Below are 15,745 nucleotides of genomic sequence, written 5' to 3' on the forward strand. Positions count from 1 at the left end.
ACAGCGGCTCGGTCTCCGCGGCCCGCCGGGAGGCGCACGGCGTGTCGCGCCGTGCCACCGGCGGCCGGGTGCGGAGCATGATGGAGGGATGGTCGAGCAGCGTCATCCGTGGTCCCGCTACGTCGCCCTGGGCGACTCCTTCACCGAGGGGATCGGCGATCCCGAGCCCGGCAGCCCCGGCGGGCACCGCGGCTGGGCGGACCGCGTGGCGGAGGTCCTGGGCAGCCAGAACGAGGACTTCGCCTACGCCAACCTGGCGGTCCGCGGCCGCCTCCTGCAGCAGATCGTCGATGAGCAGGTCGAGCCCGCCCTGGAGCTGCGCCCCGACCTCATCACCATCTCCGCGGGCGGGAACGACGTCATCCGCCCGGGGACCGACCCCGACGACATCGCGTCCCGCTTCGAGTCGGGCCTCGCCCGGCTCCGCTCCGACGGGGCGACCGTCGTCCTCTTCACCGGAGTGGATGTGGGCTTCTCCCCCGTGTTCGGGCGGATCCGCGGGAAGGTCGCGATCTACAACGAGAACCTGCGGGCGCTGGCCAAGCGGTACGACTGCATCGTCGCCGACCAGTGGTCCCTCCAGGAGATCCAGGACGTGCGGATGTGGGCGCCGGACCGCCTGCACCTCAACCCGCACGGCCACCACGAGGTCGCGCGCATGGTCCTCGAGTCGCTGAACGTCGAGAACGACCTGCGCCCCCTCGCCCCGGAGCCGCTGCACGCCCGCACCTGGCGTGCCGCCCGCACGGAGGACATCCAGTGGGCGCGGGAGTACCTCGTGCCGTGGGTGCTGCGCCGAGTCCGCCACCAGTCCTCCGGCGACTTCATCACCGCCAAGCGGCCCTCCGCCGAGCGCTGGAGCACCGATCCCGGGGCCTCGGAGCCGGGCTCGGTCGTGCCGGGCAACGCGACGCCGGAGGAGGTCGCCGAGGACATCGCGACCGCCGGCGTGCGGATCGTCGGCGACCGGGCCGCGGATCCCCTGGCCTGATCCGCTCCCGGGAGGCGGCGGCTCGCCCCGCGCTCAGCCGAACAGCTCGGCCGGGTGGCCGAGGCGCCAGGCGAAGCCCGGGTCCTCGATCGACCCGTCGGCGACGAGGGGAAGCTCGTACGGGGTGCCGTTGACGTCGACGGTCGCGGTCCCCACGCGCTCGCCGTCGGCGACGGTCTCGAGCGGATCGAGGGCGACCGTGGTCGACGTCGAGACCGCACCCCACACCAGCACGGACCGCGCCTCCGCGGTCTCGGCCGTCGCCGTCTCCCCCCAGGCGCTCGTGAGGGTGCCGTAGTCCTGGCCCTCGACGGTCAGCGGGACGGTCCGGAAGCCCGCCTCGACGGTCGGCACGAGGGTCAGCACGTCCGCGGCGAGCTGCGGATGCGTGCGCGCGCCCACCACCACGCCGACCAGGGTGACCGGCCGGCCCTCGACGGTCGCGTCGAGCGAGAACAGCAGGCACGAGCCCGCCTCGTCGGTCGTCCCCGTCTTGATCCCGTCCACTCCCGAGCGGCCGAGGATCGAGTTGGTGTTGTCGACCTCGCCGACCCCCGGGATGACCGCGGTCGGCGTCGCGACGATCGGAGCGAGCACCGGGTCCGCGATCAGCAGCTCGCCCAGGCGCACCATCTCGGCCGTCGTGCTGACCGTCGCCGGCGAGAGCCCGCTGGTGTCGGCGAGGGAGGTCCGCTCGAGCCCCTGCCCGTCGAGCCAGCCGCGCGCCGCGGCGAGGAAGGCGTCCTCCGAGCCGTACGCCCAGATCGCGAGGGACTTCGCGTAGTTGTTCGCGGACGGGAGCATCATGGCGGTCAGCGCCTCCCGCTCGGTCAGCTGCAGACCCGCGGTGACCGGAGCGTTCGAGCCGTTCTCGGCCAGGGTGTCGTTGTAGTACTGCACGTCCGCGCTCGTGAAGGTGATGGTCTCCCCGTCCGTCCCCTCTGCGATCGGCTTCGCCGCGAGGACGACGAGAGCGGTGACGACCTTGGCGATGCTCCCCGTCGGCACGGTTCCGGTGGAGCCGTAGCGGGCGAGCAGCCCGTCCTCCTCCGTCCCGTCGATGCCCACGGCCGCCACGGCGCCGGAGCCGTAGGCCGGCCAGGCCGGAGCGGGCGCGTCGACGGTGCTCGAGACGGGGTCCACCGCGACGGCGCTCGCCGTCGGCAGCTCCGCGGTCGCCGCGTTGGTCGCGTAGGCACCGCCTCCACCGACCAGCACGGTCGCGGCGACGAGACCGGCGACGACCGCCCCGCGCCGTCGACGCGGTCGCGGCTCCGGCGCGGCGGGCTCCCCGAACAGGTCGAGGGCGTCGTCGGATCGGGTCGGGGAGGTCACCCCGTCATCGTACGGGCGGGCCTCTCACCCGTCCCGGACGCCGCCCCGTCGTCGGACGCGGCGGGTGACGCGCGGCACCGACCCCGATCCAGCGGCGGGAGCGTCAGCAGCAGGTCACCGCGGGGCCGCCGAGCGCCGGAGCCGGGCGGTCAGCGCCCGCGGGTCAGCGCCCACAGTGCGACGGCGCTCGCCGAGGCCACGTTGAGCGAGTCGACGCCGTGCAGCATCGGGATGGTGACGACGGTGTCCGATGCGTCCAGCGCCGCGCGGCTGAGGCCGTCCCCCTCGGCGCCCAGGACGATCGCGACGCGCTCGGGGCGAGCCGCCGCGTACTCGTCGAGCGGCACCGCGTCCGGAGCGAGCGCCAGCGCGGCGACCGAGAACCCGGCCTCCTCCAGAGCGCGGCGAGCCGGTGCCCACTCAGGGGTGCGCGTCCACGGCACCTGCAGGACCGTGCCCATGCTCACCCGGACGCTGCGACGGTACAGGGGGTCCGCGCAGCGCGGCGTCACGAGAACCGCGTCCGCGCCCATGCCGGCCGCGGCGCGGAAGACGGCGCCGACGTTGGTGTGGTCGACCAGGTCCTCCAGGATCACGACGAGGCGCGCGCCCTCCAGCAGCTCGGCCATCGGCCGCAGCGGCGGACGGTGCATCGAGGCGAGCGCTCCGCGGTGGAGGTGGAACCCGGTCAGCTCCTCGATCAGCGGATCCGGCGCCACGAAGACCGGCACCTCGGAATGACGCTCGAGCACCCCGGCCGCGTCCGGCAGCCGCTTCTCCTGCACCAGGACCGAGCGGGGACGGTGCCCGGCGTCGAGCGCCCGCTCGATCACCTTGGCCGACTCGGCGATGTACAGACCGCCCTCCGGCTCCAGCACCCGCCGCAGCGCCACGTCGGTGAGGCGGTGGTAGTCGGCGAGGAGCGGGTGGTCGAGGTCGGTGATGTGCACGATCGGCATCCCGGCAATCTAGGGCACGGCGCGGACTAAACTCGTCCAGGGGCCGCTCGAACGGCCCTCGAAGGAGGCGCGGATGGAGTCGAGTCCGACACCGGTCGCCGAGGGCCCCGAGGCGCTCGCGGTCGAGCAGGCCGTCGAACTCCTCAGCGGGCGCCGCATCGCCGCCGTCACCGGCGCGGGCATGAGCACCGACTCGGGCATCCCCGACTACCGCGGAGCCGGGGCACCGGTGCGCAGCCCGATGACCTACTCCCAGTTCGTCGCCGATCCCGACTACCGCCGCCGGTACTGGGCCGGCAGCCAGCTCGGCTGGCGCCGCTTCACCAGCACGCGCCCCAACGACGGCCACCGGGCCCTGGCCCGGCTCGAGGAGCGCGGCCTGCTCACGGGCGTCGTCACGCAGAACGTCGACGGCCTGCACGTCCGAGCCGGTTCGCGCCGCGTGGTGGATCTGCACGGCTCGGCGGACCGTGTGCGCTGCATGACCTGCGGCCAGTACTTCGCCCGCGACGCGGTGGCCGAGCGGATCGAGGCGCTCAACCCCTGGCTCGACGACCCCGACGTCTCCTCCCTCAACCCCGACGGCGACGCCGAGGTCCACGACGTCTCGGCGATGACCGTCCCCGAGTGCACGGTCTGCGGCGGGATCCTGAAGCCGGACATCGTCTTCTTCGGCGAGTTCATCCCGACCGAGCGGTTCGAGGAGGCGCGCGCCATCGTCGCGGGCGCCGACGCCCTGCTCGTCGCCGGCTCGTCGCTCGTGGTCAACTCCGGCATCCGCTTCCTCGAGATCGCCCGACGCGCCCGGATGCCGATCGTGATCGTCAACCGCGGCACCACCAAGGGCGACTCGCGGGCAAGCATCAAGATCGACGGCGGCACCAGCGAGGTGCTCCGCGAGCTCGCCGAGCGCCTGCCCGCGCGCCGCAAAGCCGCCCTCTGAGCTCCCGCCCGCTCCGCACCCGACCTCCCGAGAGGCCCCTGTGACCCAGCTCACCCTCGTCCGCCACGGCCAGACCGACTGGAACGCCGCCCGGCGCATCCAGGGCAGGAGCGACATCCCGCTCAACGCGACCGGGCGCGCCCAGGCGCGGGCGGCGGCGCGGCTGCTCGCCGACCGGCGCTTCGACGCGGTGGTCGCCAGTCCGCTGCAGCGCGCCTTCGACACCGGAGCGATCATCGCGCGCGGTCTCGGCCTCGACGAGCCGCTGGCGGTGCCGGGCCTGGCCGAGCGCGCCTACGGCGAGGCGGAGGGGATGACCGGTCCCGAGCTCGCCGAGCGCTTCCCCGGAGGCATCGAGCGCGCGCCGATCCCCGGCTGCGAGACCCGCGCCGAGGTCGTCGAGCGGGCGACCGCCGCGCTGCTCGAGGTGGCCGAGCGCTTCCCCGACGCGTCCGTCGTCGTCGCCACGCACGGTGCGGTCATCGGCAGCCTGATCCGCGCGCTCAGCAGCGAGGACCTCCCCGTGCACGGCGTCTCGGTCGGCAACGGCTCCCGGCACGACTTCGCGATCGTCGACGGGGCACTGCGCATCGTCGGCGTCGACGACTCCGGCGACGTGGTCGTGGCGGACGTCGACCTCGACGACGTGCTCAGCCCGGCCCCGGGAGCCTGACGGCCCGCCTCCCGGAGGCGGTCCGGTCGCCGGACCGCGTCAGCGCCGGCCGAGGTCGTGCAGGAGCCCGAAGAGCACCCGGGCGGAGTCGCGCCAGGAGAAGGCCGCGGCCCGCTCCCTCGCCCGGGCCGAGTGCGTCCGCCACACGGCGCCGTCCTCGAGCGACCGCACACCGTCCGCGATGCCCTTCGCGCTCGACGGGTCGACGTACACGGCGGCGTCCTGGGCGATCTCGCGGAAGATCGGGATGTCGCTCACCACGACCGGCGTCCCGAGCGCCATCGCCTCGACCAGCGGGATCCCGAAGCCCTCGTCCCTGCTCGCCGTCACGAGAGCGGTCGCCCGCGCGAGCACCGCGCGGTACTCCGCGTCCGGCGCCCCCTGGTGGAACACCAGCTTCGCGGTCGGCGCCAGGGCCCGGAGCGTCTCGACGGTCTCGTCGCTCGCCCGACTCATCAGGTGCAGCTCGTAGTCGGGCAGCAGCCGCATCGCGCGCGCGAGCGTCTCGACGTTCTTGTAGGGCATGAACGAGCCCATGTAGACGAGCGAGCGCGCGGCCGACCGGTCGGGCAGCGATCCCGCCAGAGCGGCGCTCGCCTCGTCGGGCTCGGTCGCCGCGTTCGGGACGACGACCACCGGCCGGGTGGTGAGGCGGTGGGAGCGGATCAGGTCGCGGGTCGTCTCCGAAACGGTGACGACCGCGTCGGCGCGCTGGAGGAGCCTCCGCTGCGGCCACCAGGCGAGGTGGTAGAGCCGCCAGAGCGCGCGCACGGGAGCGGCCAGGTCGCGCGGCGGAGTGCGGTGGCGGTAGTAGATGAGGTCGTGCACGGTCAGGACGAGCCGGTAGCGGCGGCCGAGCGAGCCCATGGTCTGCATCGGCGAGAAGACCACGTCGGGCCGCAGCCGGTTCACCAGCAGCGCGACGAACGGCTCGAACGGGCTGGTCGGCCCGGTCACGCGCTCCCACGGGAGCGACGGGAGCATCGCGAGCTGGCGGCGGTCGCTGATCAGCATGGTCACGTCGTGCAGCTTCGCGAGCTCGCGGACGAGCTCCGCGGTGTAGCGGCTGATCCCGTCGTGCCGCTCGAGCCGGGTGTACCGGCAGTCGACGACGATCCTCATCGGTCGATCCCCTCCTCGAGGGCCGTCCGCAGCACGGCGGCGGCCTCGTCCGGCGTCTCGTAGTGGATCAGGTGGCCGACTCCGTCGATGACGTGCAGGCGGGCGTGCGGCAGCCTCTCGAGCAGGCGGTACTGCGCCGGGAGCGGAGTGATGTCGTCCTGCGCCGCGGCGATCAGCTGGGTCGGCACGCCGATCCGGGAGGCGTACTCGCCGACGTCGTGCGAGACGGAGGCGCGGAACGCCTCGAGGACCGTGTCGCGGGAGGCGAAGGCGCTGAAGTAGCGGTCGTGCTGGTCGTGCACGAAGCGTCGCAGCGCCGGCTCCTTCGTCTTCACCATCGCCAGGCTCATCACCCGCACGATCAACGGGTCGCTGAGCAGGCGGCGTCCGAGGGGCCCCGGCAGGAGCGCGCCGAGCCGGTAGTAGAGGACGGCGAGCCTGGTCAGGACGCCGCGGGGACCCTGCAGGGCGGGCGCGCCGATCGGGTTGACCAGCACCAGGAGCGGAGCGGGCAGCCCGTCCGCGACGGCCGCGGCCGCGACGATCGAGCCGAAGGAGTGGCCGAGGACGGCCGCCTCACCGCGGAGCCCCAGCGCGTCGAGGAAGGAGCCGAGCCAGGAGGCGTAGCCGTCCACGTCGTGCGGCAGGCGCGTCATGGGGGTCGAGGCGCCGAAGCCGGGCAGGTCGGGAGCGACGACCCGCACGTCCGCTCCCCCGGCGAGCAGACGGGCGACGACGGGCTCGAGGCCGTGGTGCTCGCCGCGGAACCCGTGCACCAGCACGAGGACGCTCGAGGCGTCCGGAGCGCCGTAGGTCCAGTAGGCGGTGCGGGATCCGGCGACGTCCACCGCGGCCTCGCGGACGGGGACACGGCCGAGATCGGAGGCGTAGGGGGAGGGAGTGGTCATCGCGTTCCTTATCGTAGGGAAAGCCCGTCGAAGATCTGGCCGCAACGCCTTGCGTGGCCTCGATCCGAGCCGGGAGCATGATCACGCGCTCGCAACACGGCGCACCGCCCACCCGTCTCGCGAGACGGTCATCCGCTCAGGCAGCAGCAGAAGGAGCACCGTGAGCTTCACGTCGCCGATCCAACTCCCCGGACTCGCACTCGACCCCCAGTGGTACCGCCGGGCGGTGTTCTACGAGGTGATGATCCGGTCGTACTACGACTCCAACGGCGACGGCGCCGGCGACATCAACGGGCTCGCCTCCAAGCTCGACTACCTGCAGTGGCTCGGGATCGACGCCCTCTGGCTCCCGCCGTTCTACATGTCGCCTCTGCGCGACGGCGGCTACGACGTCTCCGACTTCAAGGCGATCCTCCCCGAGTTCGGCACGATGGAGGACTTCCGCGACCTCGTCCGGAAGGCCCACGAGCGCAACATGCGCATCGTGATGGACTTCCCGCTCAACCACACCAGCGACCAGCACGAGTGGTTCCAGCAGTCCCGGTCCGACCCCGAGGGCCCCTACGGCGACTTCTACGTCTGGAACGACACCGACGACAAGTGGCCGGACATCCGCATCATCTTCGTCGACACCGAGGACTCGAACTGGGCCTTCGACGCCGAGCGCCGCCAGTTCTACTTCCACCGCTTCTTCTCCCACCAGCCGGACCTCAACTTCGAGAACCCCGCCGTGCACGAGGCGATCCACGACGTGGTCAAGTTCTGGCTCGACCTCGGCGTCGACGGCATCCGGCTCGACGCGATCCCCTACCTCTACGAGTCCGACGAGGGCAACGGAGAGGGCGAGCCGCCCACCCACGAGTTCATCAAGAACCTCCGCACCATGGTCGACCGCGACTACCCCGGCCGCATCCTGATCGCCGAGGCGAACCAGTGGCCGCGAGAGGTCGCCGCGTTCTTCGGCACGGAGGAGGAGCCCGAGTGCCACATGGCGTTCGACTTCCCGGTCATGCCGCGCATCTTCTACTCCCTCCGCGCGCAGACGGCGAACGAGCTGAAGAAGGTGCTCTCCGAGACGTTCGACATCCCCAGCGGCGCCGCCTGGGGCGTGTTCCTCCGCAACCACGACGAGCTCACGCTCGAGATGGTGTCCGAGGAGTACCGCCAGGCCATGTACGGCTGGTACGCCTACGACCCGCGGATGCGCTCGAACATCGGCATCCGCCGCAGGCTCGCGCCGCTGCTGGACAACTCGCGTGCCGAGCTCGAGCTGATCAACGCCCTGCTCTTCTCCCTCGCCGGCAGCCCGTTCCTGTACTACGGCGACGAGATCGGCATGGGCGACAACATCTGGCTCAACGACCGCGACGCGTCGCGCACGCCGATGCAGTGGACGCCCGACCGCAACGCCGGCTTCTCGGCCGCCGACCCCGGCAAGCTCGTGCAGCCGATCGTCCAGTCGCTCGTCTACCACTACAACCAGGTCAACGTGGAGGCGCAGCTGGCGCAGTCCCGCTCCCTGCTGCACTGGATGCGGAACGTCCTGCACGTGCGCCGCGGCCACCCGGCGTTCGGCCTCGGGTCGATGCGCGTCCTCGAGACGGACCACGAGTCGGTGCTCGCCTTCGTGCGGGACTACGCCGGCTCGGGCTCCGAGATGGGCGACCAGCCCGAGGAGGTGCTCTGCGTCTTCAGCTTCAACCACAACCCGGTCTCGGTCACGATCACCGACCCGGAGAATCCCGGATCGACGCTGAGCGACCTGTTCGGCGGCGGCCGCTTCCCCGGATTCTCGGACGACGGCACGCTGACGATGACGCTCGGCACGCAGGGCTTCTTCTGGCTCCACGTCGCCAAGGCGCACGAGGCCCGCTGACCCGGCAGCACGCCGAGGGGCCTCCGGCCGATGTCGGAGGCCCCCTTTAGGCTGTCGGCGTGAGCACCACCGGAACGACCGAGACGCAGACCGAGCCGATGCTGTTCGACGACGCCGAGCAGGAGCTCGTCCCCTCCGAAGGGGCGCGGTGGTTCGACCTGCTGGCCGTGTTCGACCTCGAGACCACCGGCATCGACGTCCGCACGAGCCGCATCGTCACCGCGCACGTCGGCGTGATCGACGCGGCGGGCGAGCCGATCGAGGGCACGACCTGGCTCGCCGATCCCGGGGTCGAGATCCCGGCCGGCGCCTCCGCCGTCCACGGGATCAGCACCGAACACGCCCGCGCGCACGGCCGCCCCGCCGGCGAGGTCGTGGCCGAGATCTCCGAGGCGCTGCGCTCGCTCCTCGCCCGCGGCATCCCGGTCGTCGTCTACAACGCCCCCTACGACCTCTCACTTCTCGCCCACGAGGCGCGCCGCTGGGGCGTGCCCGTGCTGCTCGACCCGAGCCCCGTCGTCGATCCGCTCGTGATCGACAAGGCGGTGGACCGCTACCGCAAGGGCAAGCGCACCCTGACCCTCGCCGCCGAGCACTACGGCGTCGCCCTCACCGAGGCGCACGACGCGGGCGCGGACGCGATCGCGGCGGGCCGCGTCGCCCAGGCGCTGGGCCGCGCCTTCGCGGACGAGCTCGGAGTCGGCGCGGAGGCCCTGCACGCGCTCCAGGTCGACTGGTGCCGCACCCAGGCCGAGTCCTTCCAGGAGTACATGCGCCGCGTCCGCGACGAGTCCTTCGTCGCCGACGGGGGCTGGCCGGTCCGCCACTGACCCCTCAGGTCAGCGTGCGCCCCTCGCGCAGGAGCGCCACGTACTCCGCGATCCGCCGCTCCCGCGTCGCCGCCCGCTTCAGCTGCGAGAGGCGGAAGAGGAACGCGAAGCGCCTCTGCCCGCCGACGGTCGCGAAGAAGGCCAGCGCCTGCGGATCCGCGTCGAGCGCCCGCTGGAAGTCGTCCGGCACCTCCGCATCGCGCTGCCGGTAGGCCGCGTCCCAGCGCCCGTCGGCACGTGCCCGCTCGACCTCGGCCAGCCCGCCCGGCAGCATCCGACCCTCCGCCAGCAGCCGTGCGACATGATCGCGGTTGACCTTGGACCACGGGCTCGCGCGACGCCGCGGGGTGAAGGCCTGGAGCTTGAACTGCTCGTCGAAGGCTCCCGCCTGACCGTCGATCCAGCCGTGGCAGAGCGCGATGTCGAGCGCCTCGGCGTAGGTGATCCCCGGATCGACGGCGGCCTTCTTCCGCAGCTTCAGCCGGACTCCGTCCGGGTCGGGCTCGCCGCGGAGGTAGGCGTCCCACTCTTCAGGAGTCGTGAACGGCAGGATCGGCTTGTCGGCGAAGGACACCATGCCGGGACGCTACCGCGCCGGCTCCCCGACGGCCACGGCCCGCCCGTCGGCGCAAGCCCTCGCTCCGCGGACCGCGGCGCTGTGGGATCGGGTGAGCACGTGTTCCCCCTCCCCTCTCTCGCAAGGAGAAGTCATGCCCACGATCCGCACGGTCACCGTCCTCGGCAGCGGAGTGCTCGGCTCCCAGATCGCCTTCCAGTCGTCCTTCCACGGCTTCGCCGTCACCGTCTACGACCTCTCCGACGACGTCCTCGAGTCGGCGCGCGAGCGGCTCCGCGGTCTCGCGGGCGTCTACGAGTCGGTGCCTGGCGGCGTCGCCGGCGGACCGCAGGAGGCGCTCGACTCCCTCCGCCTCACCTCCGACCTCGCGGAGGCTGTCGCCGACGCCGACCTCGTGATCGAGGCCGTCCCCGAGGACCTGGGCCTGAAGCAGGAGCTGTACGGCCGCCTGGGTGCGCTCGCTCCCGAGCGCACGGTCTTCGCGACCAACTCGTCCACGCTGCTCCCCAGCGACCTGAAGGCCTCGACCGGCCGACCCGACCGGTTCCTCGCGCTGCACTACGCCAACCACGTCTGGGCGCAGAACACGGCCGAGATCATGGGGACGGCGGACACGGACCCCGCCGTGGTCGACGCCGTCGTGGAGTTCGCCGTCTCCAGCGGCCTCGAGCCCATCAGGCTGCAGAAGGAGAAGGCCGGCTACGTCCTGAACTCGCTGCTGGTGCCGCTCCTCAACGCCGCGTCGGGTCTGCTCATGGGCGGCTACGCCGACCACGAGACCATCGACAAGACCTGGAGGATCGGCACCGGCGCCCCTCTCGGACCCTTCCAGATCTTCGACGTCGTCGGTCTGCGGACCGCCTACAACATCGCCGCCGCGGCCCCGGACGAGGCCTCCCAGGCGTTCGCCGCCCACCTGAAGACGGAGTACCTCGATCGCGGCCGCCTCGGAACGGCCACCGGAGAGGGCTTCTACCGCTACTGAGGACCGCCCCGCGGGAACGACGAAGGGCCCCCGACCGTGCGGTCGAGGGCCCTTCGAGGAGTGCTACTTGCCGAAGTTCTTGTAGCGGCTGTTGAACTTCTCGACGCGGCCGGCCGAGTCCATGATGCGCTGCTTGCCCGTGTAGAACGGGTGCGAGGCGGAGGAGATCTCGACGTCGATGACGGGGTAGGTCACGCCGTCGAGCTCGATCGTCTTGCTGCTCTTCGCGGTCGAGCGGGTGAGGAAGGTCTCACCGGACGCGAGGTCGCGGAAGACGATCGCGGAGTACTCGGGGTGGATGTCGGTCTTCATGGTCGTGTCCTGTCGTCGATGGTCCTGAACCGCACCTGTCGTCGACGGGAACGGGTGGATGAGGGCGGGCGCACCGCGAACGGGCCCGAACCAGCTACCGAGAATACCAGACCGGCAGCGCGCGCAGAAGTCGCGCCGCGCCCGGACCCCGCAGCCGGGGTCAGCCGCGGGCGCGGGCCGAGAAGCGCCCGTTCTCGCGGGTGAGAGCGATGTCGAGCCCGAAGGTCTCGGCGAGCGTCGCCTCGGTCAGGGACTCGGCCAGCGGGCCCGCCGCCACCACCGCTCCGTCGCGGAGGAGCAGGGCGTGGGTGAAGCCGTCGGGGATCTCCTCGACGTGGTGGGTCACCATCACGATCGCGGGCGACGCCGGGTCCTTCGCGAAGCCGCCCAGCAGCTGGACGAGCTCCTCGCGGGCGCCGAGGTCGAGGCTCGCGGCCGGCTCGTCGAGCAGGAGCAGCTCGGGGTCGGTCATGATCGCGCGGGCGATCTGGACGCGCTTCTGCTCGCCGTCCGAGAGCGTCCCGAAGGTGCGCTCGGCGAGGTGCTCGAGCTTCCACTCGGACAGCACGCGGCGGGCGCGGCGCTCGTCGATCGCGTCGTAGCCCTCGTTCCAGCGGCCGGTGACGGCGTAGGCGGCGGTCATCACGACGTCGAGCACGCTCTCGCCGGCCGGGAGGCGGCGCGCCATTGCGGTCGAGGCGTAGCCGATGCGCGGGCGCAGCTCGAACACGTCGACCCGGCCGAGGGTCTCCTCGAGCAGGTGCGCGGCACCGGTCGAGGGGTAGTTCTGCGCGGCGGCGATCTGCAGGATCGAGGTCTTGCCCGCCCCGTTGGGGCCGAGGATCACCCAGCGCTCGTCCTCGGCCACGTCCCACGACACGTGGTCGAGGATCCGCTTGCCGTTCCGGACGAAGGACACATCGACGAACGAGACAACGCTGGGCATGGGAGCCATTCTAAAGGAGGCGGCCGGGAGGCTCAGACGAGCGAGTCGTAGATCGCCCGGGTGTCCCGCGCGATCTGCGTCCAGCTGAAGTGGCTCTGCGCGCGCTCGCGGCCCGCGGCGCCCATCCGCTTCGCCGTCTCCGGGTCGGCGACGACCTCGGCGAGGGCGGCGGCCAGGTCGGCGACGTAGCGCTCCGGGTCCACGGGGGTGCCGGTGCCGTCGGTGACCTGCTCGATCGGGACGAGACGGCCGGTCACGCCGTCGTCGACGACCTCCGGGATGCCGCCGGTCGCCGTCCCGACGACCGCCGCACCGCAGGCCATCGCCTCGAGGTTGACGATGCCGAGGGGCTCGTAGATCGAGGGGCAGACGAACGTGGTCGCGTTCGTCAGGACCGCGGAGAGCTGGTGGCGCGGCAGGTGCCGGTCGATCCAGACGACGCCGGTGCGCTCCTCCTGGAGGCTGCGGACGAGGGAGGTGACCTCGGCCATGATCTCGGGGGTGTCGGGGGCGCCCGCGCAGAGCACGAGCTGCACCTCGGGAGGCAGGGTCGCCGCGGCGCGGAGCAGGTAGGGCAGGCCCTTCTGCCGGGTGATGCGGCCGACGAAGACCACGGAGGGGCGCGAGGGGTCGATGCCCAGCTCGGCGAGGACGGCCTCGTCCTCGACCGGGTGCCAGGCGTCGAGGTCGATGCCGTTGTAGACCACGTGGACCTTCGCCGGGTCCAGGGCCGGGTAGGAGCGGAGGATGTCCTCGCGCATGCCGCCGGACACCGCGATCACGGCGTCGGCGTTCTCGTACGCCTCCCGCTCGATCCAGCTCGAGACGCGGTAGCCGCCGCCGAGCTGCTCGGCCTTCCACGGACGCAGCGGCTCGAGGCTGTGCGCCGAGACCACGTGCGGGATGCCGTGCAGGAGCTGGGCGAGACGCCCCGCGGCGTTGGCGTACCAGGTGTGGGAGTGGACCAGGTCGGCCCCCGCCGCGTCCTGCGCGATCTGCAGGTCGACCCCGAGGGTCTGCAGCGCGCCGTTCGCCTCGGCGAGCTCCGCGGGGACGGAGTACGCGAACGTGCCCTCCTCCTCGCGCGGCGCGCCGAAGCAGCGCACCACGACCTCCAGGTCGCTGCGCAGCGCCTTGGTGAGCTCGGCCACGTGGACACCGGCTCCCCCGTACACCTCGGGCGGGTATTCCTTGGTCAGCAGATCGACTCGCACCCCCGAACCGTAGTACAGGGCGCTCCCCCGGCGACAGCCGGGGTCCACGGGGAAGCCCGAGCCCCTACTGTGGTGCCATGCAGTCAAAGAAGATCTTCGGCATCGTCCTCGCCGGCGGCGAGGGAAAGCGCCTCATGCCCCTCACGGCGGACCGGGCCAAGCCCGCGGTGCCGTTCGGCGGGCAGTACCGGCTGATCGACTTCGCGCTGTCCAACCTGATCAACTCCGGTCTCACCCAGATCGTCGTGCTGACGCAGTACAAGTCGCACTCGCTCGACCGCCACGTCTCGCAGACCTGGCGCCTCTCCGGGCTCCTGAACTCCTACGTCGCCTCGGTCCCCGCGCAGCAGCGCCTGGGCAAGCGCTGGTTCAGCGGCTCGGCCGACGCGATCCTGCAGAGCCTCAACCTGATCCGCGACGAGAAGCCCGACATCGTCGTCGTGGTCGGCGCCGACCACGTCTACCGCATGGACTTCTCGCAGATGATCGACGCGCACATCACGTCCGGTGCGAAGGCGACCGTCGCGGCCATCCGCCAGCCGATCGAGCTCGCGGACCAGTTCGGCGTCATCCAGCTCGCCGGTGACGAGGCGGGCGACGGCATCGTCCCGACGATGATCTCCGAGTTCCTCGAGAAGCCCAAGGACGCCGTCGGCCTGGCCGACTCCCCGCACGAGGTCCTCGCCTCCATGGGCAACTACGTCTTCGACGCGGACGCCCTGATCGACGCGGTCATCCGCGACGGCGAGTCCTCCACGTCGGACCACGACATGGGCGGCGACATCATCCCGGACTTCGTCGCGCGCGGCGAGGCCGGCGTCTACGACCTCAAGCTCAACGACGTCCCCGGCTCGACCGACCGCGACCGCTACTACTGGCGGGACGTCGGCACCATCGACTCCTTCTTCGAGGCCCACCAGGACCTCATCTCGGCGCTGCCGGTCTTCAACCTCTACAACCAGCAGTGGCCGATCTTCTCGTCGCAGCTGAACTCCCCTCCGGCCAAGATCGTCCGCGACGGCAAGGGCAACATGGGATCGACGGTCGACTCGGTCGTCTCGCTCGGCACCGTGATCTCGGGCGCGCACATCGAGCGCAGCGTCGTCGGGCCCTGGACGGTCATCGAGTCGAACGCGACGGTCACCGACTCGGTGGTCTTCGACAAGGTCCGCATCGGCCCGGACGCGCTGGTCGTCCGCGCTATCCTCGACAAGGACGTCGTCGTCGAGCCCGGTGCTCGAGTCGGCGTGGACCACGACCGCGATCGCGAGCGCGGGTTCACCGTCACCGAGTCGGGCATCACCGTCGTCGGCAAGGGCGTCGTCGTCCACCCGTAGCACCCCCGCGGGTCGAGCTCTGCGCCCCGGCGCGCCCACCCGACCGATCGGACCGGCCCATGAGTGAGCGTCCTGCGACGCCTGCCCGCTTCCTCGTCGTCCTCGACGCGGACTCCACCCTCCTCCAGGACGAGGTGATCGAGCTCCTCGCGGTGCACGCCGGCTCCGAGGAGCGCGTCGCCGCCGTCACGGAGCGGGCGATGCGCGGCGAGCTCGACTTCGGCGAGAGCCTCCGCGAGCGGGTCGCCACTCTCGCCGGGGTCCCGGAGTCGGTGCTCCCCGGTGTGAGCTCGGGCGTCCGCGTCACGCCCGGCGCCGCCGAGCTCGTGGCCGGCGTCCACGCCGCCGGCGGCCGCGTCGGTGTGGTGTCCGGAGGGTTCCACGAGGTCCTCGACCCGGTCGCCGGTGCGCTCGGCCTCGACTTCGTCCGGGCCAACCGCCTCTGCTGCGGGGACGGCCTGCTGACCGGAGCGGTCGACGGGGCGGTCATCGACGCCGCGGCCAAGGCGGAGGCGCTCCGCGAGTGGGCGGCGGTCTCGGGCGTCCCGCCGCAGCGCACGATCGCCGTCGGCGACGGTGCGAATGACCTGGGGATGATGGCGGTCGCCTCCCTCGCGGTCGCCTTCAACGCCAAGCCCCTGGTGCGCGAGCGCGCCGACCTCGTCGTCGGCGGCCTCGACCTGTCGCAGCTGCTGCCTGTCCTCGGCCTCCGCGGCTGAGGCCCGCCTCCCCCGGCC

16 protein-coding genes are annotated in these 15,745 nt (G+C 72.2%); 8 read left to right on the top strand and 8 right to left on the bottom strand.

Annotation, left to right across the window (positions count from 1 at the left end; translation table 11 throughout):
* The first annotated feature begins 88 nt into the window (after positions 1-88).
* On the top strand, positions 89-991 hold the full coding sequence (locus tag C5C99_RS02345; RefSeq protein WP_104267332.1) for an SGNH/GDSL hydrolase family protein: 903 nt from the start codon (positions 89-91) through the stop codon (positions 989-991).
* A gap of 33 nt (positions 992-1,024) precedes the next feature.
* Here the strand turns inward: C5C99_RS02345 and C5C99_RS02350 are convergent, their stop codons facing one another.
* Positions 1,025-2,326 (bottom strand): D-alanyl-D-alanine carboxypeptidase family protein, encoded by a 1,302-nt coding sequence (locus C5C99_RS02350; protein ID WP_104339544.1) that lies wholly within the window; start codon positions 2,324-2,326, stop codon positions 1,025-1,027.
* 149 nt (positions 2,327-2,475) lie between these two features.
* Positions 2,476-3,285 (bottom strand): RNA methyltransferase, encoded by an 810-nt coding sequence (locus C5C99_RS02355; protein WP_104225277.1) that lies wholly within the window; start codon positions 3,283-3,285, stop codon positions 2,476-2,478.
* Between the two features lie 73 nt (positions 3,286-3,358).
* Here C5C99_RS02355 and C5C99_RS02360 point away from each other — a divergent pair, with 73 nt between their 5' ends.
* Together C5C99_RS02360 and C5C99_RS02365 are read left to right on the top strand one after the other, a co-directional pair.
* Positions 3,359-4,228 carry a Sir2 family NAD-dependent protein deacetylase gene (locus C5C99_RS02360; RefSeq protein ID WP_104339545.1) on the top strand — a complete coding sequence of 290 codons (870 nt, stop codon included), beginning with the start codon at positions 3,359-3,361 and terminating at the stop codon, positions 4,226-4,228.
* A gap of 40 nt (positions 4,229-4,268) precedes the next feature.
* On the top strand, positions 4,269-4,901 hold the full coding sequence (locus tag C5C99_RS02365; protein ID WP_104232621.1) for a histidine phosphatase family protein: 633 nt from the start codon (positions 4,269-4,271) through the stop codon (positions 4,899-4,901).
* A gap of 39 nt (positions 4,902-4,940) precedes the next feature.
* Here C5C99_RS02365 and C5C99_RS02370 read toward each other — a convergent pair whose 3' ends face one another.
* On the bottom strand, positions 4,941-6,023 hold the full coding sequence (locus tag C5C99_RS02370; RefSeq protein ID WP_104339546.1) for a glycosyltransferase family 1 protein: 1,083 nt from the start codon (positions 6,021-6,023) through the stop codon (positions 4,941-4,943).
* The gene (locus tag C5C99_RS02375; protein WP_104221972.1) at positions 6,020-6,931 is read right to left on the bottom strand and encodes an alpha/beta fold hydrolase; all 912 of its coding nucleotides are present in this window, start codon (positions 6,929-6,931) and stop codon (positions 6,020-6,022) included. Before C5C99_RS02375 ends, C5C99_RS02370 begins: the two co-directional genes overlap by 4 nt.
* Positions 6,932-7,091: 160 nt before the next feature.
* On the opposite strand from C5C99_RS02375, the gene treS reads away from it, so the two are divergent.
* The gene (treS, locus tag C5C99_RS02380; RefSeq protein WP_104221970.1) at positions 7,092-8,807 is read left to right on the top strand and encodes a maltose alpha-D-glucosyltransferase; all 1,716 of its coding nucleotides are present in this window, start codon (positions 7,092-7,094) and stop codon (positions 8,805-8,807) included.
* A gap of 98 nt (positions 8,808-8,905) precedes the next feature.
* Positions 8,906-9,637, top strand: coding sequence for a 3'-5' exonuclease (locus C5C99_RS02385; RefSeq protein WP_104222136.1), 732 nt, complete (start codon positions 8,906-8,908; stop codon positions 9,635-9,637).
* A 4-nt stretch (positions 9,638-9,641) separates the two neighbouring features.
* On the opposite strand, the gene C5C99_RS02390 is transcribed toward C5C99_RS02385, so the two are convergent.
* Complete coding sequence (locus C5C99_RS02390) at positions 9,642-10,214, bottom strand: YdeI family protein (protein WP_104221968.1); 573 nt, start codon at positions 10,212-10,214, stop codon at positions 9,642-9,644.
* 133 nt (positions 10,215-10,347) lie between these two features.
* Between C5C99_RS02390 and C5C99_RS02395 the strand changes: the two genes are divergently transcribed.
* Positions 10,348-11,199 (top strand): 3-hydroxyacyl-CoA dehydrogenase, encoded by an 852-nt coding sequence (locus C5C99_RS02395; protein WP_104287902.1) that lies wholly within the window; start codon positions 10,348-10,350, stop codon positions 11,197-11,199.
* 63 nt (positions 11,200-11,262) lie between these two features.
* Here C5C99_RS02395 and C5C99_RS02400 read toward each other — a convergent pair whose 3' ends face one another.
* The 3 genes from C5C99_RS02400 to glgA all read right to left on the bottom strand — a co-directional run bounded on the left by C5C99_RS02400 (position 11,263) and on the right by glgA (position 13,671).
* Complete coding sequence (locus C5C99_RS02400) at positions 11,263-11,511, bottom strand: type B 50S ribosomal protein L31 (protein ID WP_068253003.1); 249 nt, start codon at positions 11,509-11,511, stop codon at positions 11,263-11,265.
* A gap of 160 nt (positions 11,512-11,671) precedes the next feature.
* Positions 11,672-12,457 carry an ABC transporter ATP-binding protein gene (locus C5C99_RS02405; RefSeq protein ID WP_104221964.1) on the bottom strand — a complete coding sequence of 262 codons (786 nt, stop codon included), beginning with the start codon at positions 12,455-12,457 and terminating at the stop codon, positions 11,672-11,674.
* A 32-nt stretch (positions 12,458-12,489) separates the two neighbouring features.
* Positions 12,490-13,671, bottom strand: a complete 1,182-nt coding sequence (gene glgA, locus C5C99_RS02410) for a glycogen synthase (RefSeq protein ID WP_104225282.1) — start codon at positions 13,669-13,671, stop codon at positions 12,490-12,492.
* Positions 13,672-13,748: 77 nt separating this feature from the next.
* Here glgA and C5C99_RS02415 point away from each other — a divergent pair, with 77 nt between their 5' ends.
* Positions 13,749-15,008 (top strand): glucose-1-phosphate adenylyltransferase, encoded by a 1,260-nt coding sequence (locus C5C99_RS02415; protein WP_104221960.1) that lies wholly within the window; start codon positions 13,749-13,751, stop codon positions 15,006-15,008.
* A gap of 59 nt (positions 15,009-15,067) precedes the next feature.
* Positions 15,068-15,727: a phosphoserine phosphatase SerB gene (gene serB, locus C5C99_RS02420; protein ID WP_104339547.1), complete on the top strand. Its 660-nt coding sequence runs from the start codon at positions 15,068-15,070 to the stop codon at positions 15,725-15,727.
* Positions 15,728-15,745: the final 18 nt, after the last annotated feature.

Source organism: Rathayibacter sp. AY1C4, from assembly GCF_002932195.1.
Taxonomy (GTDB): domain Bacteria; phylum Actinomycetota; class Actinomycetes; order Actinomycetales; family Microbacteriaceae; genus Rathayibacter.

Excerpts from the sequence above, each read along its gene's own strand:
- C5C99_RS02345 (WP_104267332.1), top strand. The coding sequence starts at position 89 with ATGGTCGAGCAGCGTCATCCGTGGTCCCGCTACGTCGCCCTGGGCGAC.
- C5C99_RS02355 (WP_104225277.1), bottom strand. The coding sequence starts at position 3,285 with ATGCCGATCGTGCACATCACCGACCTCGACCACCCGCTCCTCGCCGAC.
- C5C99_RS02360 (WP_104339545.1), top strand. The coding sequence starts at position 3,359 with ATGGAGTCGAGTCCGACACCGGTCGCCGAGGGCCCCGAGGCGCTCGCG.
- C5C99_RS02370 (WP_104339546.1), bottom strand. The coding sequence starts at position 6,023 with ATGAGGATCGTCGTCGACTGCCGGTACACCCGGCTCGAGCGGCACGAC.
- C5C99_RS02375 (WP_104221972.1), bottom strand. The coding sequence starts at position 6,931 with ATGACCACTCCCTCCCCCTACGCCTCCGATCTCGGCCGTGTCCCCGTC.
- C5C99_RS02385 (WP_104222136.1), top strand. The coding sequence starts at position 8,906 with ATGCTGTTCGACGACGCCGAGCAGGAGCTCGTCCCCTCCGAAGGGGCG.
- C5C99_RS02390 (WP_104221968.1), bottom strand. The coding sequence starts at position 10,214 with ATGGTGTCCTTCGCCGACAAGCCGATCCTGCCGTTCACGACTCCTGAA.
- C5C99_RS02395 (WP_104287902.1), top strand. The coding sequence starts at position 10,348 with ATGCCCACGATCCGCACGGTCACCGTCCTCGGCAGCGGAGTGCTCGGC.
- C5C99_RS02400 (WP_068253003.1), bottom strand. The coding sequence starts at position 11,511 with ATGAAGACCGACATCCACCCCGAGTACTCCGCGATCGTCTTCCGCGAC.
- C5C99_RS02405 (WP_104221964.1), bottom strand. The coding sequence starts at position 12,457 with ATGCCCAGCGTTGTCTCGTTCGTCGATGTGTCCTTCGTCCGGAACGGC.
- C5C99_RS02415 (WP_104221960.1), top strand. The coding sequence starts at position 13,749 with ATGCAGTCAAAGAAGATCTTCGGCATCGTCCTCGCCGGCGGCGAGGGA.
- serB (WP_104339547.1), top strand. The coding sequence starts at position 15,068 with ATGAGTGAGCGTCCTGCGACGCCTGCCCGCTTCCTCGTCGTCCTCGAC.